At 40.5% G+C, this 21,152-nt stretch carries 19 protein-coding genes and 2 pseudogenes; 19 read left to right on the forward strand and 2 right to left on the reverse strand.

Annotated elements, in window-relative coordinates; translation table 11 throughout:
• Positions 1-3 precede the first annotated feature (3 nt).
• The 6 genes from E4K68_RS12790 to E4K68_RS12815 all read left to right on the forward strand — a co-directional run bounded on the left by E4K68_RS12790 (position 4) and on the right by E4K68_RS12815 (position 6,732).
• Positions 4-966 (forward strand): acetyl-CoA decarbonylase/synthase complex subunit delta, encoded by a 963-nt coding sequence (locus E4K68_RS12790; protein ID WP_135379322.1) that lies wholly within the window; start codon positions 4-6, stop codon positions 964-966.
• A gap of 102 nt (positions 967-1,068) precedes the next feature.
• Positions 1,069-1,863, forward strand: coding sequence for a methyltetrahydrofolate cobalamin methyltransferase (locus tag E4K68_RS12795; RefSeq protein WP_135379355.1), 795 nt, complete (start codon positions 1,069-1,071; stop codon positions 1,861-1,863).
• A 233-nt stretch (positions 1,864-2,096) separates the two neighbouring features.
• The gene (locus tag E4K68_RS12800) at positions 2,097-2,942 is read left to right on the forward strand and encodes a hypothetical protein (RefSeq protein WP_135379323.1); all 846 of its coding nucleotides are present in this window, start codon (positions 2,097-2,099) and stop codon (positions 2,940-2,942) included.
• 110 nt (positions 2,943-3,052) lie between these two features.
• Positions 3,053-4,195 (forward strand): sensor histidine kinase, encoded by a 1,143-nt coding sequence (locus E4K68_RS12805; RefSeq protein ID WP_135379324.1) that lies wholly within the window; start codon positions 3,053-3,055, stop codon positions 4,193-4,195.
• A complete protein-coding gene (locus E4K68_RS12810; RefSeq protein ID WP_135379325.1) occupies positions 4,192-4,827 on the forward strand; it encodes a response regulator transcription factor in 636 nt (211 codons plus the stop codon). The genes E4K68_RS12805 and E4K68_RS12810 overlap by 4 nt, the downstream gene beginning before the upstream one ends.
• Positions 4,828-5,025: 198 nt before the next feature.
• On the forward strand, positions 5,026-6,732 hold the full coding sequence (locus tag E4K68_RS12815) for an MBL fold metallo-hydrolase (RefSeq protein WP_135379326.1): 1,707 nt from the start codon (positions 5,026-5,028) through the stop codon (positions 6,730-6,732).
• Positions 6,733-6,746: 14 nt separating this feature from the next.
• Here the strand turns inward: E4K68_RS12815 and E4K68_RS12820 are convergent, their stop codons facing one another.
• Positions 6,747-7,337, reverse strand: a complete 591-nt coding sequence (locus E4K68_RS12820; RefSeq protein WP_135379327.1) for an HD domain-containing protein — start codon at positions 7,335-7,337, stop codon at positions 6,747-6,749.
• 220 nt (positions 7,338-7,557) lie between these two features.
• Between E4K68_RS12820 and E4K68_RS12825 the strand changes: the two genes are divergently transcribed.
• From E4K68_RS12825 to E4K68_RS12880, 11 genes and pseudogenes are all read left to right on the forward strand, one after another.
• A complete protein-coding gene (locus tag E4K68_RS12825; RefSeq protein WP_135379328.1) occupies positions 7,558-8,322 on the forward strand; it encodes a DnaD domain protein in 765 nt (254 codons plus the stop codon).
• 50 nt (positions 8,323-8,372) lie between these two features.
• Entirely contained in the window at positions 8,373-9,233 is an 861-nt protein-coding gene (locus E4K68_RS12830) for an ATP-binding protein (RefSeq protein WP_135379329.1), read from the forward strand.
• Positions 9,234-9,325: 92 nt separating this feature from the next.
• Positions 9,326-9,904, forward strand: coding sequence for a hypothetical protein (locus tag E4K68_RS12835; RefSeq protein WP_135379330.1), 579 nt, complete (start codon positions 9,326-9,328; stop codon positions 9,902-9,904).
• A 146-nt stretch (positions 9,905-10,050) separates the two neighbouring features.
• On the forward strand, positions 10,051-10,557 hold the full coding sequence (locus E4K68_RS12840; protein WP_243450358.1) for a hypothetical protein: 507 nt from the start codon (positions 10,051-10,053) through the stop codon (positions 10,555-10,557).
• A gap of 29 nt (positions 10,558-10,586) precedes the next feature.
• Positions 10,587-10,931, forward strand: a pseudogene (locus E4K68_RS12845) (ATP-binding protein).
• 75 nt (positions 10,932-11,006) lie between these two features.
• On the forward strand, positions 11,007-11,738 hold the full coding sequence (locus E4K68_RS12850; RefSeq protein ID WP_135379331.1) for a phosphatase: 732 nt from the start codon (positions 11,007-11,009) through the stop codon (positions 11,736-11,738).
• A gap of 438 nt (positions 11,739-12,176) precedes the next feature.
• Entirely contained in the window at positions 12,177-12,839 is a 663-nt protein-coding gene (locus tag E4K68_RS12855; protein WP_135379332.1) for a hypothetical protein, read from the forward strand.
• Positions 12,840-12,969: 130 nt separating this feature from the next.
• Positions 12,970-13,551 carry an ANTAR domain-containing protein gene (locus E4K68_RS12860; protein ID WP_135379333.1) on the forward strand — a complete coding sequence of 194 codons (582 nt, stop codon included), beginning with the start codon at positions 12,970-12,972 and terminating at the stop codon, positions 13,549-13,551.
• 26 nt (positions 13,552-13,577) lie between these two features.
• Positions 13,578-14,000, forward strand: coding sequence for an OsmC family protein (locus E4K68_RS12865; RefSeq protein WP_135379334.1), 423 nt, complete (start codon positions 13,578-13,580; stop codon positions 13,998-14,000).
• Between the two features lie 566 nt (positions 14,001-14,566).
• Positions 14,567-15,529, forward strand: a complete 963-nt coding sequence (locus E4K68_RS12875; protein ID WP_135379336.1) for a phosphodiester glycosidase family protein — start codon at positions 14,567-14,569, stop codon at positions 15,527-15,529.
• Positions 15,530-15,599: 70 nt separating this feature from the next.
• Positions 15,600-16,877 (forward strand): hypothetical protein, encoded by a 1,278-nt coding sequence (locus E4K68_RS12880; protein WP_135379337.1) that lies wholly within the window; start codon positions 15,600-15,602, stop codon positions 16,875-16,877.
• A 172-nt stretch (positions 16,878-17,049) separates the two neighbouring features.
• Here E4K68_RS12880 and E4K68_RS12885 read toward each other — a convergent pair whose 3' ends face one another.
• Positions 17,050-19,803, reverse strand: coding sequence for a UPF0182 family protein (locus E4K68_RS12885; RefSeq protein WP_135379338.1), 2,754 nt, complete (start codon positions 19,801-19,803; stop codon positions 17,050-17,052).
• A 229-nt stretch (positions 19,804-20,032) separates the two neighbouring features.
• Between E4K68_RS12885 and trxB the strand changes: the two genes are divergently transcribed.
• Entirely contained in the window at positions 20,033-20,953 is a 921-nt protein-coding gene (trxB, locus tag E4K68_RS12890) for a thioredoxin-disulfide reductase (protein ID WP_135379339.1), read from the forward strand.
• A gap of 117 nt (positions 20,954-21,070) precedes the next feature.
• Positions 21,071-21,152, forward strand: a pseudogene (locus tag E4K68_RS21095) (electron transfer flavoprotein subunit beta); the annotation flags it as partial.

A 21,152-nucleotide genomic window follows, 5' to 3' on the forward strand; every position in this document is an offset into this window, starting at 1 on the left:
TTCATGTCCGTAACATTAGTAAAAGAAAGATATTCTAGTAAGGTCGGAGAGGTCGTTCTCGGCGCAACTTCTGATCAAGGAGGAACACGAACCTCTACAGTAACCGTTGGTGGGGATAGTACTTTACCATTTCTTCATTTTGAAGGAGAAATGCAGAATCGCCCAGTAATCGCTATGGAGGTCAATGACATTGTCCCATCGTGGAATGATACGATAAAAGCTCAATTTGGTGATACCCTCAGTAACCCAGCCGCCTGGGCAAAGAAATGTGTCGACGAGTATGGCGCGGATCTTGTTTATCTAAAACTGATTGGCGCAGATCCTGAAGGTGAGAACCGTTCTCCAGAAGATTGTGCCCGTATTGTAAAAGAAGTCTTATCAGCCGTTGGAGTTCCACTTATAGTGGCAGGATGCGACGATGATGAGAAGAATAACGAAATTATGGCCGCTATTGCGGAGGCAGCAACGGGAGAAAACCTTCTTCTCGGTCTTGCTGAACAGGATAACTATAAATCTATAGCGGCTGCTGCAATGGTTCACAAACATACTTTGATTGCACGTTCACCGCTCGATATCAATATTTGCAAACAACTAAATATTTTGATCAACGAGATGGGCCTACCGTTAAACAAAATTGTCATTGACCCCATGATTGGAGGGCTTGGGTTCGGCATCGAGTATGCATATTCCATTATGGAACGTGCACGTCTCGGGGCTTTGGCAAATGACAAAATGCTTTCCATGCCTATGATTTGTACCGTTGGGTATGAGGCCAACCGGTGCAAAGAGGCCAATGCATCGGTTGACGAGTTCCCTGGCTGGGGTGATCTTCAAGACCGTGGTGTGCTTTGGGAGGCAATAACCGCTTCCGCTATGTTACAAGTTGGAGCTAGTATCCTTGTGATGCGTAATCCCGCTGCGGTAAGTTTAGTTAAGAAGAACATTGCTGATTTGATGAGCAAATAAGCCCATCAAACTCAAAACAAGGTAGCAGTGCACTATTTATAAAACCCATTCCAGTTGGCTTGAAACTCCTAACAACCAAAAAATATGAAAGGTCGTGACCGAATGCTTATTTTTGGCGAACGGATTAACGGGATGTTTACCGATATTGGAGATGCACTTCGCAATAAAGATCCAAAACCGTTGCAATATTGGGCTGTAAAACAACAAGAAGGTGGAGCACACTACCTCGACGTTAACTCGGGACCTGCCATTCCCACTGAGGAACGGGTCGCTGCGTATGAGTGGATGGTTAACGTAATTCAAGAAGTTTCGGATTTACCATTAGTCTTAGACTCGACTAACTATAATGCAATCGAAGCAGGCCTGAAAGTTTGTAAACGTCCTGCAATTATTAACTCTTGCCCTGCTGAACAAGTTAAAATTGAACGCGTCTTCCCTATGGCCATTCAATATAATGCAGGTGTGATCGGTTTGACCATGGATAAGAAAGGAATCCCTAAGGACGCAGAGAACCGGGTAGCATTTGCTATGGAATTAGTTGCTGCAGCAGATGAATACGGTTTGCGTATGGAAGATCTTTTCATTGACCCTTTAATTCTTCCTGTAAACGTGGCTCAAGAGCATGCGCCTGAAGTGTTAGAAAGTCTACGTCAAGTGAAAATGTTAGCAAACCCAGCACCACGAACGGTTCTTGGCTTATCTAATGTGTCACAGAAGTCACCAGATCGTAATTTAATCAATCGGACGTACCTCGCAATGGCTATTGCATCAGGACTTGATGCAGCTATTATGGATGCCAATGACGATGACCTTGTCGATGTAGCCGCAACAGCTCAAATCCTACTCAATAAGAGCATTTATGCCGATTCATATCTTAAGGTTTTCCGCTCTCGCTAATATTAGTCAGGTGTTCAAGAAGGTGAAGAAAGCTTAAGACATGTGTTATGTAAAAATACCAAAAAGAGCAGACACCTTAATTAAATGAAATAGTGACAAGCTCCTTGGAAACTTTTCCGAGGAGCTTGTCATTTTATAGTAGAAAAGTTTAGGCTATTTATCATTAGTTATTCATACAGTCTAAGATACAAGCATAGCTTTTCAACAGATATATTTTCTGGAGGTGGATAACTTTGGAGACTTATTTTCATAATGATCCGCGAATTGAAGAATGGGTTAGTCAAATTACAGAGAAAATTTTTACGGTCTGTTTATTAACTGGGGCAGATTCAGAAGCGGAATTTCAAAGGGGTTGTCAAATCGTAAAGAAAGTTACGACAGTATTACAGGGAATTCCGACCTTTCCATCAGAATATTTGAAGGAAGCTCTTAAACAACTTCTTGAACAACAACTTCCTGACGTTCGTGTTATAAATAACATTCCTGAATTTAGAGACGTAATGGATAGAATGTTAAATGAAGGTATGCTAAAGGCAATAGATATTCAAAATAAGAAGATCAAGGAAACTATAATTTTCCCTGTCGGAATTGTTCAGGAAAATCACCAAGAAGGAAATCAAGAAAATGATAATGTGGGACTTCTTGGTGAGCTATCAAAAGATTGCGAGATTGATAGTGTGATGTCAGCACTTGCAGCAGTAAATATTACTCAACGAGACGTTCAAAAGCTTGAAGCTGAGATAGTAGGCCTAGAACCAGGCTATCCTAAAACCAAGGAATTACCGGATACCTCGCAAGCACCTGAGCAGGCGGAACATCTTAAATATGTACTTAAAACCGTTTTCCCCAATGGTACAGTCCATTGGAATATAACTTTAATGGAGCAGACATTTCTGGCACAGGTAGAAGATATTCTGATTTTTATACATGATCCCGAGCACCCTTGTGAGATATTAAACTTTAACAAGCAGGGCTGGAAGGTCTTAGTGTGTAATAGTGTAGATCTAACGTTTCCACGAAGATTAGAAAGAGAGATTAGGTACATTCAGCGTCTAGGAAAGAAATCTGAGCTCGTTTAACAATAATGCTTTTTTCTTAAGCAGAAGTAGGAAATACTAATTCTTTGTCGAATTATATAAAGGAGGAAAAATTATAATTTAACATAGACTTTGGAAAAGAGGAATAAATTGTGTCTGATCAGTTGGGAGAAATCATGAAGAACACCTTGACAGCGATTGAATCTGGAAAAGAAGAAATCTTTTTAATCGCAGAAGCATCACGAAGTGAGTCGCAACGGCTTACTAATGAATTCTCACAGCTTAAATCTGAAATGATAGAAATTATTGCTAAAGTCGAGTATCAAGAAAAGGTTGATCGACAACTGCGGCAGAAACTTATGGAAGTTAGCCGTGCACATCAAAAGCATACGGAAAATGATATGATTATGGCTTACGCTGAAGCGAAGGACGCTCAAGTCAATCTTCAACTTCTGCGTGCGCATGAAGTTCAATTGCGCAAAAGACGAGATGATATTGAACGTTCTCTACGTCAGATGCATGCGACAATTGAGCGTGCCCAAAATCTCATAACACATGTAAGCATGGCTATAAGTTTATTGCAAGGTGGGATAGAGGAGGCACTTCAAACGCAGAACTATGAACAACGGGTTGAAATGGGTCTGCGGGTTATTAGGGCGCAAGAGGAAGAACGACGTCGTGTTGCAAGGGAGATTCATGATGGACCCGCACAAACTCTTGCAAATATCGTTTTGCGTTTGGAAATTGCTGAAAAGTTACTTGAGGTAGACCCTAGCAGAGTCAAAGCAGAGCTAAAAGATCTTAAAAATCTCGTCCGTTCAAATCTTCGTGATATTCGAAGAATTATATTCGATCTTCGTCCAATGGCACTAGATGATTTGGGGATAGTGCCTGCAATTTCTAAGTATCTTGATAATTTTCAAGAAAACTATGGTATTAACTGTAAATTGCGAATCGAAGGCCGTGAAAAACGACTACTTCCTTCTATGGAAGTGGCTCTTTTCCGCCTTGTTCAAGAGGGGATGACCAATGTAGCAAAACATGCTCACTCGACGGACGTTGAAATTTCGCTGATTTATCAAGAAGATTGGACGATCGCCAGGATCCGAGATAATGGTAAAGGTTTTGAAGTGAATTCTGCCATGATTGCTCCTGGAGAACATTTTGGCCTTGTTGGAATGCGCGAACGCGTAGAAATGTTTTCTGGTCATCTTTCGATTCGATCAAATTTGGGGAAGGGTACAACGATAGAGTTGTCAATTCCATCAAGCCAGGAGGGGGGAACGACAACATGATTCGTATCGTGATTGCCGATGATCACCCTCTGTTAAGAGAGGGCTTACGCAGAATATTACAATTTGAAGAGGGTATTGAAGTAGTTGCAGAAGTAGGAGATGGCCAAGGTGCGATAAATGTTGCCCGGAACATGTCGTTCGATATTCTATTAATGGATCTAAATATGCCTGGGGTGAATGGCCTAGAAGCTGGTCGCGTCATACGTCGTGAATGGCCGAATATTGGTATTTTAGTGCTTACTGTTGATGATTCGGACGAAAAGGTCTTCCAGGTCCTTCAAATTGGTGTGGCTGGCTATTTACTTAAAGATGTCGATTCGAAAACATTAATTCAATCAATTCATAAAGTGTATAATGGCGAACCGATTTTATCCCCTGCAGTAACTGGAAAATTGCTTGGGCAATTGACGCATCCAAGCCGAGTAAAAAATACCTGTGGACTTAGTGAGCGTGAGATGGAAATTCTCCATTACGTAGTACGAGGGTCATCAAATCGAGAGATTGGAACTGCCTTATTCATTAGTGAAAAGACGGTTAAAAATCATCTTTCAAGTATCTATCGTAAGCTGTCCGTTGAAGATCGCACTCAAGCAGCTCTAAAAGCGGTCAAACTAGAATTCATTAAGCTTTGATAATTGGATTAACGTTAAGCTTTACCATTGCGGAACATGAAACAAACGGGTAAAATAACAATGATAGGTAATCCTAAATAGATAACCTTTTTAAAAATAAAACTCAAAAAGAATTGAATACATATAAATAAGCGTCCTAGAAGGTTTAGCAAAAATCCGATAAAAAACCTTCTAGACGCTATTTTTGGAGGATTGTATATGAAAATTAGCTTTTTCGGTGCGGCGCAAGTCGTCACAGGATCATCTTTTTTAGTTGAGTCAGGTGAATCGCGAATTTTAATTGATTGCGGTATGTTTCAAGGATCCAAAGCACTGAAAGAGTTGAATTACGGCAGTTTCCCCTATAATCCTGCAAGCATTGATGCAGTTATTTTAACCCATGCTCATACTGACCACTCTGCGATGTTGCCTAAACTAATTAAAGCAGGTTTTAAAGGGACGATCTGGGCTACTCCTGAAACGATTAAATTATGTTCAATAATGCTTCCCGATAGTGGGCATATTCAAGAAATGGAAGTAGAGCGTAAAAATCGAAAGCGGGTTAGAGCTGGTCTCCAACCGCTAATTCCGATTTATACCGCCCAGGATGCACTCGATGCTCTTCCATATTTTAAGGCAACTCCTTATTTAGAGCAAGTTGAGCTCGTTCCGACTGTATCTTTTAAACTATATGATGCAGGCCATATCTTAGGATCTGCGCATGTTGTGCTCCATGTCAATGAATCGGATATTAGTAGAACGATTGTGTTTTCTGGGGATATCGGCAATGTTAATCAACCTTACCTTGAAGATCCAAGCATTCTAAGTGATGCTGACGTGGTGGTAATGGAAACAACTTATGGAAATCGCCTCCATGATGAGAATACAGATGAGAAGAAAGTGGATCGAGCTGAACAGCTTGCAGAAACAATTCGTTCGACATATGAAGCTGGAGGGAACTTGGTTATTCCTGCTTTTGCTATAGAACGTACACAGGACCTTCTGTTTTATCTCCGTAAGTTACAGGACGAACATCGTATTCCCACTTTACCAGTTTATATTGATAGTCCCTTGGCAATAGCGGCAACGAAAATTTTTCAAGAAAACACCGCTCATTTTGATTTAGAAACACGTGAACTGATCAGGCTTGGCAATAGTCCCCTGAATATGCCCAATGTTCATTTTAGTCAAACCGCTGCAGATTCAATGGCCCTCAATGAAATTGAAGGTGGCGCCATTATTATTGCTGCAAGCGGTATGGCCGATGCCGGGCGAATAAAACATCATCTTAAACACAATCTTTGGCGGGAAAATGCTACGGTTCTTTTCGTAGGGTACCAGGCGCAAGGTACACTCGGCAGAATTCTTTCAGATGGAGTAGAGGAAGTAACTATACATGGAGAAAAGGTCGCTGTTAAGGCTCGAATTAATCATATGGACGGATTATCCGCTCATGCGGACCAAGCTGAACTACTTCATTGGCTTTCTCTGTTAGGTAAAAAGGCAGAGCAGATCGTTCTTGTACATGGAGAGACAGAATCTCAAACTGTCTTCTCCAACAAAATCCAGGAATTGTTCAAAATAACACCCCTTATCCCCCAACTAGGAGAAACAATTGAATTAATGCCTAATCAAATTATTCGGCATGCACCTCAAAAAATATGGTTATCACAGGATATTCCGATCAAAGCCAGTATGAACCATTCCACACATCAGCAGCAAGTGCTATCAACTTCGGAAAAATCCAAAACTACAGTTCCCAAGTTTTCACGCGCTCAAGTTAATAGATCGTATGCTCGGCTGCGCCACCAACTTAAACAACTCATTGATCAAGGGCAACAGACCCATGATTTTGCCCGTGTCGTGGATCTTTTAGATAGCATGACACGATGGCTAGAAGAAAAAGGACGGGGAAAACGGCACTAAAGTAAAAAAGGGCATCAAAGCCAAGCATATTCTGCGGTTTGGCGTTTTATACCTGCCAAAAAGCGAAGAGTTTCTTCACGCCGCTTCACCGCCAAACGTTTTCCTGCTTTAGTAGATACTTTGTCTGGGAGGGCATCAGCAAAGAGTCTGGCTCTATCGATTGCATTTTCAGGGGTTTGAATTAGTTCATCTTGTCCAACTAGGCTAAACAGACGCATTAAGCCAATGTTTCCCAAATTATCCAATATGTCAGACTCGCGCAAATACACCGCTTCATCACACCGTCCAGGTTCCGAGTAATACATGTGGTTTTCCACGGCATCTAAAACTTTGGGTAACTTGATCGGGGAGAACATCATTTGTTGTAGGAGGTTTCCTGTAACCCCCTTGGAACGCAAAGCGTGATCAATGTTCTTTAGTGCATAGACGGGATATTTTCCTGTATCGTGCAGCATGGCTGCAGCATAAAGAACTTCGTCATCCAGGGTTAAGTGATTTGACAGTTCTTTGGCTAGATGATAAACCCGAAAACAATGTTTAACTCCCCAGGCAGGGTGAGCACCAGATTTATCAATGATTTGAATAAGTTCTTGCCGAAAGTCCATAACTTGTCCTCCTTAGTTTCTATGTAAACTATATACGACAAAAGACCATTAATAACCTTCCATAATTTGGGATATATTATCGAGTTTATTTTACTATTTTATATTTAATAAACCATTTTACGGTTCATATATCCTTGTTACCATTTTTTTGGAGAGGATAATACATTAAAGTGGAGAATGCTTCAGGGTTATTTTCTTGATGGTACAAGGAGTGATGATAATGAATAAAGTTAGTGTTTATGGGAGCTTTACACAGGCTCTTTTCTTTTCCGGTGTCGTTGCAATTCCAAAATATCTTTTAACTCATTATAAGGAGATTGGTTTGAACGATCGTGAGATGATGGTATTAATTCAGATTCTCAGCGAAGCTGAAACCAATCCTTACCCAACAATCACTACTTTGGCTGGGCGAATGACAGCTTCCCAATCTGACATTGAAGAGGATGTTGGAAGGCTGGTTGAGCGAAAGCTACTTGCGATTGAAAGGTATTGGAATCCAATTGAGCAAAAGTGGGGTAATAGCTATAGTCTTGTTGGTCTAATCGATGAACTTGCTGAGCTATGGGCGATTGAACGGTCTAGAAAATTAGAAGAAGAACGCAACTTGAAAAAAAGCCAATCTTTATCGCAACCTACAACAACGCCAACAAATCCAGCAATGGAAAATTTGGTACGCGCCTTTGAGCAAGAACTGGGTCGATTACTAACCCGCTTAGAATGCGAAAATATAGATCGTTGGCTGTCCTCTAATTTTACAGAAGAGATCATTATCGAAGCTTTGAGAAGAGGCGTGAGTGCAGGAATCCGAAACTTTCGCTATTTAGACTCCATACTCAGGGAATGGGAGAAAAAAGGACTGCATACGCGAGCTGAAATAGAGGCTGAGGACGCTTATTTTCAGTCTCGCCAGGAAAAAAAACTTACAAAGCCAAAGAATTCGGTTTCAAAAACAACTACTAACAAATACGAGAATTTTTATTTATAGTTTATAAACATCAACATATAGTTTGGATTCTTAAGGAGGTTATTGTCCGAATGAAAAGTGTAAAAGATATCTTACAAAGTAATGTCTTAGCCGCTAAAAAACTCAAAACCGACTTAAAGTCTACACTGAGTACAGATCCAAGTTCACCCATTGCTCGCCAGAACCACGAGCAAGTGGATCATTCATATCCCTCTGGAGTTTTCAGGTGTCCAACGTGTCAGGATCATGGAATCCTCCTTGATGGGGATGTGGCTTATCCCTGCAATTGTATGTTAACAAAAAAGTTAGAGAATCAATTTCGTCATGCACGCATCTCACGGGAGTTGATGAACTGCCGTTTCGAAACCTTTAGATTTAATTATTATTCACCGGAAAAAGAAGATAAGACGCATTATGAAGGAGCAGCGCGGGCCTTGGATGCCGCCAAAAGTTTTGTTAAGGAATGTCAACGCACCCCCCATGGCCTTGGAATTCTTTATACTGGTCCCGTAGGATCTGGAAAAACCTATCTAGCCGCTTCAATCGCTAATGAACTTATGGAATCCGAACTTAAGGTGCTTTTTTTGGTAGTTCCTGATCTCTTGGACGAATTAAGAGCAACCTATAAATCGGAAGTTAATGAAATTGATTTATTGGATACGGCACGAACTATCCCTATTTTGATCCTTGATGATCTAGGAGCTCATAATTACACGGACTGGACGCGAAACCGTATTTATTCAATTATTAATTATCGCATGAACGAACAACTTCCCACTGTAATAACCTCAAATCTTTCACTTGATGAAATGGAAGACTATATAGGAGTACGTACTACATCTCGAATAATTCAGTCTTCACGAATATTCCGATTGACCGTTCTTAAAGATATCCGACATCAAATTTATCAAGAACGTGAAGGGAAAAAATAAATAAATAATTTTCAAAACCTATGCATGTCCTTGAGAAGACATGCATAGGTTTTTTTAAGGAATAAAACACAAATTAATAGGGGGTATTCAGCTTGTCAAAAATTATCACAATTGACCGCAAATACATCGTTATGGTCGCCAGTGCTTTCGTGATTTGCCTAATCGGTTTTGCTGGGTTTTCACTTTGGCAAAACACAAATGCGAGTGTAACCAAAATCAATGAAGTTCCTGAGATCAAAATGCTTGGTGTTACAGTGGAACCCGCCTCGATCATAAAAGATGTTACGTATGGTAGTGTCACGTTGAAAGGGGCTCAAGTGATCTCAACCAAAACATTTGACCTGATAGCAACAGTGCAAAATACCACGGCTAAAAAGATGACTAACGTTCCAGTCGAATTACAAATGACTCTAATAGGTGATGAAACAAAAAAAGTTACCTCGCCTGGAAACTTAGCTACGCTGGAACCTGGAGCTACTGCACGCATAGCTTTTCGTCAGATTAAAGCTTTAGGAGATGCATTAGGGAAAAGCGCAACCTCAGGGCAACATTTGATTACCTTACGAGTAAAGCCTAACCTTGAAGGGGGAGTAGAACAGGCTACAGAAGCAAGTTTTCGGTTCAATGTTGATTCGACGGTTAAGGTTCCAACAACAGTAAAAAAACAATAACTTTATACAAAATAAGTGCTAGTAACTAGCACTTATTTTGTATTTTGTCTAAATGGTTTATAATTGTGAATGGTGAACTAAACCATACCGTTTTACGCTAGAAATATGAAGAAACAATCATCAGCTGGCTTCGTCAATATCCAACAATGACAGCAGCGCAAGTATGCGATTGGCTCAAGAAGCATTACCAAGAGGACATCAAAGAACGTACCGTCAGGCGATATGTCAAAAATTTGAGAGAAAAATATCATCTCAAAAAGTCCAATCATCCTAGGGACTATGAGGCCGTAGACGAGCTTCCGATGGGTAAGCAGCTACAAGTGGACTTTGGCGAAAAGTGGATGGAATCCATTGATGGGCAACGCGTAAAGCTTCGCTTTGTAGCCCTTGTATTAGCGCATTCACGTTACAAATGGGCATTCTTTCAAACTCGACCCTTCAGAAAGCGATCTGGTTCGCATGTGGTTAAATTCATCAAGTATAATTTCCATGAAAACAGACTGTTTGCCGATGAGGAAATTCTCAACAGTTCATTCCTAGATTGGCTGGATAGAACCGGTAACGCTAAGATTCACGGCACAACTAAAAAGGTACCGGCCAAGGTGTTTGAGGAGGAACGGGAACAACTTCGACCGTTGCTGTACAGGCTTTAGACCTAGGTTATGCCGTAGCTTTCTCTACCTTGGCTGAACTCATGGGTAACCTAAAAACCTCACAAATCTCAACTGCCAGTAAGAGACGCATAAAAATACTCAATTCGTCAGCACTGGTGATCATCGATGAGGTTGGCTTTATGCCACTGTCAACTACGGAAGCTAATCTATTCTTCGGCTTCGTATCCTCAATGGCTGAGAAAGCATCACTCATCATTACCTCAAACAAGGGCTTTGATGAATAGGCTGACTTTTTAGGCAATGCCACAATTACAACTGCAATTTTAGATCGATTTATTCATCACTGCGAAATTATAAACATGACAGGTAACAGCTACAGACTTCAACATAGAAAGACTATTACTCAATGCTAAAATGTTGTATGGTTTGTGGCGGAAAGTTGCTGGTTTAACTTGACTGCTTACAATAATAACCCAGAGGTGTTTAAAATGGAAATACTAGTCGATTTACATACACATACTGTAGCTAGTGGACATGCTTACAGCACGATTTCTGAAAATGCATTTGCAGCTTCACGCAGAGGTATCAAGTTACTGGGTATGACAGACCATGGACCTAAAATGCCAGGTTCTCCTTTTCTCTATCATTTCGGGAATCTAACGGTTCTCCCCCAAGAACTATACGGAGTCCGAATTTTGCCAGGGGTCGAAGCTAATATTATAGGCCAAGAAGGAGAATTAGACGTCCCTAATAGTTATCTAGCCCGATTGAAACTAGTTATCGTTGGACTTCATGATATCTGTTACCCTGGTGGGACATGTGAACAAAATACACAAGCCTATCTCAAGGCCATGGAAAATCCCTATACTGATATGATGGTCCATCCAGGGCGACCTGAATTCGAGCTAGATCTCGAACGAATTGCCTACATGTCTGCAAAATTGAATCTACCAGTAGAGATTAATAACAGCTCTCTGACAACGATTGAAAGGGGGGCATGGGGAAACTGCCGACGTATTGCTCATTACATGGCGCAATATAAGGGGCCAGTTATCTTAGGAAGTGATGCACATTTTTGGGATCGCGTGGGTGAATTTAGCCACGCTCTCGATTTAGTTCATGAAGCAGGAATTTCAGAACATCAAGTTCTTAACACCTCGCCTGACAGAGTTTTGAACTATTTGGCAGCACGACGCAAAAGCCGACCCATTAGCACATAGAGATTCGTCAACGAATTTTTCTTACACTTTAACAAATCTAAATATAAAGTACACAGAGCCCTTTTATTCCATATATTACAATGAAGGGGGAGTTATTAATGTTGCCGTCGTCGTACCAGAATCATCAGGTCCAAAGCCTCTTCTTAAACCCAAGTCGGGAACTAATAATCCTCTAACACTAACTCCGAATGACCCTCTACAATTACCCAGAAGATTCGGGAAGCATTTTGCCTCGAAATATCCCATAACGGAATAAATTACCAAAAACATCTAAATCAACGAGAAATAATGAGGTAACCCTCTTAGGAAAGGCAAAATACCTTTCCTTTCGGGTATATAAGAAGAAACACATTTGTTTCGTTAAATTATTTATAGTACAATGAGAACTATGGTTAAACTATGTAAAGGAAAGCTAAGAAGTAAAGGACGTGTCAAATTGTGCTTAATATACGAAGGCAGATAGATCGCGAAAGGATAGCTGGGGCAATAATATTTATTAGCTTATTTGTTATCCTACTGTCGATGGTTGGCATTCGGTTTTTAGATGTTAAGGTCTCAAATATTGAGTTTGTTGATCGTGGTTTATATACCATAATAACTGATCAAGGGCCCATAAATATTGATAAGGATAATGTTTTGAGAATCGAAAGAACATATGCTAAGGCTGCAATCACTGGAACATCAGTGGAGCTAGATCGAGTTTATACAACCAAAGGTTTCATCTATTTTTCTTCTCTAGATCCATTTTATAACATAGGACACAAGCTTATTAATTCTTTAGATTTTCAGGGAAAACCTATCTGGATCCGCACTAATAATAACAGCACTGAATCTAATGCAACCTCTAATCAGCTATTAAATGCAAATTTAAGACTTATCCAGCCATTTAATTATGCAATTGGCACTCCTTCTAAGCTTTCATCAATTGTCTTTTTTGTTTTATCATTACAATATCTCGCGCTTGCTATTGGGGGAATGGCCTTAATGATCCTCATTTTCCCATTGAGATTGGATACAGCGACAATAGAACAGCCCCCCATTTCTCAACAAGAATCTGAGTATCGTTCTGCTGAAGAACAACTAGGTGCAGTTGCTAAATAAACTTTATTCATTAAATAAAGGAAAAGCGCTCTAAATAGAGCGCTTTTCCTTTAGACAGAATTTTTAATACAAAGATAAAGATAATATAATGTGGGTGTGAAATACAGCTTTATGAAATGAGTGATTTTAGATGAAGAGGGCAATATTAGTATCAGAAAAAGCCCCGCTAAATCAGGATATTAAATCGATGTTGCCGCTAACAAATTATCAAGTCTTAGCTACGACGGATAATGGGATGGAAGCATTACGTCTCACCCACCGAATTGAGCCAGATTTAATAATAATGGGGTGGAATCTACGTGGCCTTAGTTCGTCCGAGGTTCTTCAAAATTTGATTGTTCAGCATCTATGCCCAGTTATAGTTGCACTTACTCAGGAAGAACATAACGTTTTATCAGAAGTCATAGAGGCTGATGCTCATCATGTTATTCTGTATCCAATGCATGTACTTGAAATGGCGGTCGCTATACAGCTCGCGGAACATCGTTTTATACGTGAATCGGAAAACACAAAAAAAATCCAACGCTTAGAGGAAGAGCTTAAGACGCGTAGAATTATATTTCAAGCCATACTTTTCCTTATTCAACAGCATGGGTTCTCTGAACCAACTGCTTTTGCAGCTCTACGGAGCCAAGCAATGTCCACACGCAAATCCTTGAGAGCTGTTGCTCAAAACGTGCTCAAAGGTATATGGTTACCTAGTAGGGATTAATTCAAAGAATGAAGGGGGCTTATTAAATGAAAGTATCAGTTAAGAACATAAAAGGGATGCATTTTCAGGGAGAAGGAAGTTCGAAAGTCATCACTAATATTGATTCGAGCGTCACAGCTGGGGGCTCGGGGCATGGGACAAATCCTATGGAACTCCTGCTCATGTCAATTGCAGGTTGTAGTGGAATGGACGTTGTTTCGATTCTTGGAAAAATGCAGATCAAAGTTCAGCGCTTCGAAATGACTGTAGAAGGTGAACGGGCCAGTGATCATCCACGTGTGTTTAATGACATCGAAGTAGTTTATAAATTTTGGGGTGAATCCCTTCCTGAAGAAAAACTCCACCGGGCTGTTCAGCTTTCGATGAGTAAATACTGTAGCGTTGCCAACATGATTGATAAAGTTGCTGACCTCACATACCGCATCGAAGTTAACCCTGTTATTGCATAGCTTTTCAATCTAAAGAGAAGAGTCGTTATTTTTTTAAAATACGACTCTTCTTCATTTTGTGAAATTGTTCAATCAAGGTTGCCTATAAATACCTTATAGGCAACCTTGATTGAACATATATGTTTTGTTATACTTAGTATAACGTTTAATTATTGAATTTTGTATATGAGGAGAATATAATGATCTTACTTCAAATGATCTCAAGGAGTGTCTTTCTTATTTCTATCATTCTTTATCTTTATTACTTCTCGCGTCGTAAACAACATAATGTCGTAATTCACATGTGGCTTATTATTGTAATTGGTATGCTTGCAGGTTTAGTGAGTCAACTAATTGGCGTATATCTCGGAAGCTCTAGTTGGAGCTCCATACAAATGAGCTTTTATTTATATTTAGCTCTAATAATTTATTCTTTGTGGAAACTGACAATAGAGTTTAAAAAAAGACATTTCTAGGTTAAGGGTCGCATTTTTGAAATCTGCGGCTTATTTTTTGCCTTAAATCAGTATAGTTAAATTAGTCATAAAAAATCTGATGTTTAACAATAAAGAAGGAGAAGAAGTGGAATGAAAAGAAAAAGTTCGATTAAAATAAAAATGATAATAAAATTTTTGGGATTTAATCTTATTCTCGCGGCAATACTTGCTCCTATAATAATATTCTGGGGGCCCTTCCAGTCCCTTAAAGTCATGGCTGTTGGCTCGGTTTACACATCACGGCATCCTCAGGTCGTACAGGCCTTTTTGTCCCAATCAGAAATAGATCGAATTATGAACATTAATACTTCGCAAGGGGTAAGCGGCAGTCAAGCGATCCAACGCAAAAAGGTTGACGATACGAGTGCAGGAATCACGATCGAGGATATTCAAGGTCCAAGTTTCAAAGGCAAGGTGATGCTGATCAAAGACCCAAAACGTGTAAAATTGTCTGTCACCAAAGAAATTGGTGTTACTGGAGAACGTGTCAGCGATCTAGTTAAGGATATGGGTGCCTTTGCTGGTATTAATGCCGGAGGGTTCTATGATCCGAATGGGAAGGGTAACGGGGCTTTCCCTGATGGGCTGACCGTACAAGGTGGAAAACTTGTGCATAATAATGTTGGAGATCAGACCGTAAATATTGTCGGGTTTAATGACCAGGGAAAATTGATCATCGGTGATATGAAAGCAAGCCAATTGGAAGAAAAACACATACGCGAAGCCGTCACTTTCGGTCCTAATCTAATTGTTGAGGGCAGATCCGTAATTTCGGGAGATGGTGGATGGGGAATTGCCCCGCGGACTGGCATTGGACAAATGGCTGACGGAACAGTTATTTTTGTAGTCATTGACGGTCGTCAACCCACTTGGAGCATCGGGGCAACTTTACGTGATCTTATGAATGTCTTTAATGATTATAACGCAGTAAATGCTGTCAATCTCGATGGCGGTTCTTCTTCAGAACTCGTCTATAATGGCAAGGTTGTAAATCGACTTTGGGATATTTTTGGTGAACGCTATATCCCCACAGCTTTTGTGGTTACCCCATAATTAGTTCTTTTTCCATTCTCCCGTGTGCTGTTAAGTCCCAGTTTGATATGTCAAAAAAGGAGAATTATGCATGAAGAAGAAACTCCGTATTATCTTCGTCTGGACTTTAGTTTCACTTACCCTGCAATATGGGGCTTACTCCTATTTGAATAACCAAGTTCAAAAAGTTATGGCACCAGTAAATGCATCAGAAACCCCAATTACTGTTCAGCTTAAAGCAACGATATCGGGTGTAGCCCTTACAAATATTCAAATTTCTTACGCCAAAGATTATTTGGCTTACACAGAAAATGGTACACTCAAAGTTTTTAACCTTAAAAAGGAAAAAGTTGTTTTTGAAAAAAAGTCGCCTTCAGTCAATGACAAAACATTAGGTGTTCTCACGTATCAATGGCTGCCCGATCGAGATACTTTAATCTATTTTTATGCTAAGAAAAACCCCAATCCAGTGACTACTGTTACAATTTACCCTTCTAAACCAACGGTGCAGACTCCCGTTCAAACTCCAGTACAGACGCCGACCTCGGTTGACCCGAAAACAGAAGATCCCAATCAAAAAATCGAGAAGGAAGTTCCCAAAAACGTACCCAAAGAGGCTCCCATTGAGCCCCGGGTAGAAAAACGATATGGGAATCCTCAAATTACAGAATTGTATTCCCTTGAGCTCCCCAATAGTGATGAGGACACCGAGCCAGATGATCGTTTTAATCAAACAATTGAAAAATTTCCAGCAGACGGTAAAATCGAAGAATTGGTAGTCTCAACCTCAACTAATCTGATGTATCTCACTGTAAAAAGCGGCTCAACCGAACTTCTCATGGAAATCGATGTTATGAAAAACGTTCGCACACTTAGCAAATCTGGTGAGTCCATCGATAATATGGCCGCCTCGGATCGATACGGTACACTTTTAATTGACAGTAAGGTGGGGAGTACCCAACAAGTAGTTGCCTTGGACGGTGGAAAGCGAATCATTATTTCTAAGAACACTAATGATAGGATCTTGGGAATTAGAGCTGGGAGTGTCTATATAGGCGAGGTTAAAAACAATAAACTTGTTAAAATCAAAACTACGGAAGACCTCTCAAACTTGACAAGTAATCCATCCCTCAAAACCAAGTGGGAAGGTTCTATTCCTTTTGACGATAACGAACGAATGATAATAGGGGCTCAAGGACAAGTGGTTGTTTATGATCATCAAACTGCCTATATAGTCACTAATGGGAACTTGACAGAGGTCAAATTACACGGAGATGAGAATTATGTCTCGGTTGATGGGGCAGAGCTCATACAACTCACTAAGCAAGGAACATCCACTCTCGTGGAATTGCAGCCCCTTAAATCGTAACGAAACCTCTTTGAATTCGTTTGTTAAAGTCTCAATTTATTCCAAATTGATAGTATTAAGAAAAGGAACGCACTTGCGTTCCTTTTGTATGTCACAATGGAGAACATTCTAGCCCGATGGCACGGTTGAAATTTTAGTGCCAAGAGGCTCTTGAAATAGATTGCCTATCTTCTTAAGAAGATGGGCTTGGAGAACTCTTCAAGGCTTTTAGTTGGGTTTCCAGACTGTCCAGCAAGGTGCGCATTTGATTCATCTGATCAATTATTGAAGTTAAGTTCGTTGTATTTAAGGCTTTGGTTGGTGATTCAGCCGAAGGGGGTGAAACGGGAGTTGGGGCGCTTTGTCCAGGTGTAGTTGGTTGAGGCGTTCCTTCCCCAAAAAGTTGTGTTAAAGCTGAACCTAAATTATCGGACATTACCAAATGATCTTGATAGGCAAGCACAATTCGCTTCATTTCGGGGATACTACCTCCTTTATCAGATTGCAGATAAATAGGTTCTACATAAAGGAAGTTTCCGCCGATCGGGAGAGCTAAGAGATTTCCACGAACTACGCTTGAGCCTTTTTGATCCCACAAGGATAGCTGTTTTGAAATTTCTGGGTCTTGATCTATGCGAGATTCGATTTGCAGTGGACCGTCAATTTCTATGTTCTTAGGCAGTTTGTAAAGTAATAGCTCGCCATAATGTTCTCCATCCATTCGGGCTGCCATCCACGAAACCATGTTGTTCCGAGTATTTGACGCACTTGATGCGGGTGTAAAAGGAAGCATCAGCACGAATTCCGGCTTATCTTCACCAGGAATTTTCATAATAGTGTAATAGGGAGCTACGTTTTGGGGTTTTGCATCAAAGAGCTCTTTGGCGATATCCCAGGCATCTTCTTTATTGTAGAAAACTGATGAGTTTGTCATATGAAATGTTCTAAGCATATTGCTTTGAACGTTAAACAACGTTTCAGGGTAACGAAGATGGCTCTTTAAACTAGAGGGCATGCTCGCTAAGTCTTTAAACACGTCTGGGAAAATTTTACTATAAGTTTTTAAGACTGGATCCTTAGGATCGACGGAGTAAAAATCGACTGTCCCATCATTCGCATCCACAATTACTTTAACTGAGTTTCTGATGTAGTTAAACCCTTGGTCAGAGAACTCATTGGAGTAAGGAAGAGCATTGGATGTTGTGTATGCATCAATAATCCATTTTAAACGGCCACTATCGATTACCATATAAGGGTCCGAATCATAGCTTAAGAAAGGCGCTAGCTTCTGAACCCGTTCTTTGATATTTCGGTACACAAGCATCTTACTATTTGAGGTCACTTCTTTGGCTAGGTAGAATCGAAACGTTCCGTGTCTGAGTGAAAGCATCAGCTTATTAAGAGGAGTTAATTGTATTCCAGTCTTACCCTGGTAGGAGGTCTCTGCGTTAGTATCCCCTTGGGGGTAATCAAATTCTTTTACGGAGGTATCTGCTACAACCCAGTCATTTGTTCGCTCGCCATAATAGATGCGAGGCTCAGCCATCTTGAATTCTGGAAACTCACTGGTAGGGGGAACGTCTTTGATAGCAAAGGAGGGAAGTCCCTCAGACGTAACAGCGTTAGCAAACGAAGCGGCTACTCCATACCCATGTGTATACTTGAAGCGCATGTTCACAAATGTTTGCGCTTTGGGATCCAAATCGGGAGTTGAAATTTCACGTGGCCCCATCATGACCTGTCTATAGTCTCCATTGACCATATAACGATCAATATCGATGTCATTAAATTTGTAATACAGACGAATTCCTTGTTTCTGAGTGTAGGTTTGCAGCATGGGGCGAGTATCGTTAAGCCGGATGTTGTTAAGTGTCCCTTGATCATCCTTTAAAGTACTCAGTGTAATGGGTGTGTTACCTGGATAGCTTATCTCAGTAATACGGTCTAATCCATATCCAAATCTCGTCAAATCTAGCTCATGTTGGATATAAGGTTGCTCTTTGTTCAGCTCATTTGGAATGACGACAAACGATTGAAGAAACGCAGGTAAAATACCATATAGTACAATTCCTGTGGCAAATATACTAATAATCGGAACTGTCAACAAGCGTGAATCTTTAAACCTCAATGAGATACAAGCCAAGATAAATCCGAAAACACTAATGACGATTAAAATTTTAAGCGCAGGAAGTGTAGCCGTTAAGTCAGTGTATCCGGCCCCAACAACATGTCCATGAGCAGAGTAAAGCAATTGGAAAATGTTGAGGTAATATCCAAACGCTTTTAATGCAAAGAGGATCCCAATCAATAATGCCAAGTGCCGACGAGCTCCTGCTCCCATTTCAACGGCACCACTTCGCCAAAGCTTACTTGAGTGAAACCGTATAACACCGGTAACGACATAAAAAATTGCCGTAAACAAGGCGAGTAAGAACAAGGGACCAAAAAACGCATTGAATAAGGTCTTTAAGAAAGGCAACTTAAAGAAGTAAAATGACAAATCCTTGCCGAAAATTGGATCAACTTGACCGAAAGATGATGCTTGAGTGAATGATAATACATCCAACCAGCCGGTGAACCCTGCTACAAAACTAACACCAAAACTCACTACAGCGGAAATAACAAGTAACCAAATCGTAACTCTACGCTGACTTAGGCTTAAAACCGGACGGTTCATATCTTGTACTAGACGCAAACGTAGACGTAACCGTTCGTTAACGAAGGTTACAATGGAATGGCGAATTGAAAAGAGGGTCCCTGCAATAAATATAAAAAGAATGGTGCCATTTACCGCTTGAAAAAGCGATTTGCTTAGCAGTGGAGTCCAAAACAACTGAGTATATCCGAGATCTTTAAACCATAACCAATCTTCGAATAAGCCACTCGACGCAGTCAATAACCCAATTAATAAGATTAGGCCAACAAAAAACTTAAAAAAACGGTGCAACTATGATTCCTCCCTTTTAACAACTAGCAACTGACTTAAGACTGAAGCCATTATACCAGCTAAAAACTAGTATTATTATATTCTTCCCGGTTAAAGAAAATCCCTTCATTCATTAATACGGAATTTAAACCGAATTCTTTTTAAATATGGAGAAAATATGGTATACTATTTGCAAAATACCCTGAAGGGGTATCTTTCGTGCGGAAACATAATAGAGGAGTGGAAAGTTATGTATGACGTTGTTATTATTGGTGCGGGTCCTGCGGGCCTAACAGCTGGTATATATGCTGCGCGGGGGGGGCTAAAAACCGTCATCGTGGAATTGGCAATGCCCGGAGGTCAGGCAGCTTCAACTGAAAAGATTGAAAACTATCCTGGATTCCCGGATGGGATCAACGGATATGAACTTATGAATTCATTTCATAAGCAAGCCTTGGCGTTTGGAGTTGAGTTTATTTTCGAAGAAGTTCAAAAACTTGACCTAAAAGAGACAGTTAAAAAGATCCATACAGACAGACAGGTATTAGATTCACGTGCTGTTATTATTACCGCAGGTTCTAAACCTCGGTTATTGGGCGTACCTGGCGAGGATGTTTTCCGAGGCCGTGGCGTCTCTTATTGCGCAACATGTGACGGTGCTTTCTTTAAAGATAAGACGATTGTTGTTGTCGGAGGGGGAGAGGCTGCCATCGAAGAAGGTGCATACCTCACCAGATTTGCAAAAGAGGTTATTATTGCGCATCGGAGGACGGGCTTTCGTGCTTCACAGATCACAATGAACCGGGCTAAAGACAACGCGAAAATTCGTTTTGAACTTAATGTTGTTATTGAGGAAATTCTTGGTTCTGACTTTGTAGAAGGCGTGCGTATTCGTGATGTACTCAGTGGAGAAACACGAAAAATCCCAGCGGATGGTGTTTTCATATATGTTGGGACAGATCCTAATGATCAATTTATCAATGGTGAAATTGAGACAGACGATCGTGGGTATATCTTTACAAATGATCTACTACAAACCAATATCGTAGGGGTATATGCCGCGGGAGACATCCGAAACACTCCACTGCGCCAAGTAGCTACGGCAGTTGGAGATGGCGCATTAGCGGCCGTTGAGGTAGAAAAGTATCTTGCAGAAATAATAAAGATTTAACTTCAGAAAGGAAATATAGACTTGATATTATATTTGCTTTATACTACGATGTACGAGTTAAATTTTATGGAGTATTTAGTCGAAAATTGAATATTATAACATAAAGGAGGGATTTCAGTGCACTTCGTAGTCTGCCTAAAGCAAGTTCCGGACACTTCCGAAGTTCGAATCGATCCTGTTACGAATACCCTCATGCGGG

The sequence above is a fragment of the Desulfosporosinus sp. Sb-LF genome, assembly GCF_004766055.1.
Taxonomy (GTDB): domain Bacteria; phylum Bacillota; class Desulfitobacteriia; order Desulfitobacteriales; family Desulfitobacteriaceae; genus Desulfosporosinus.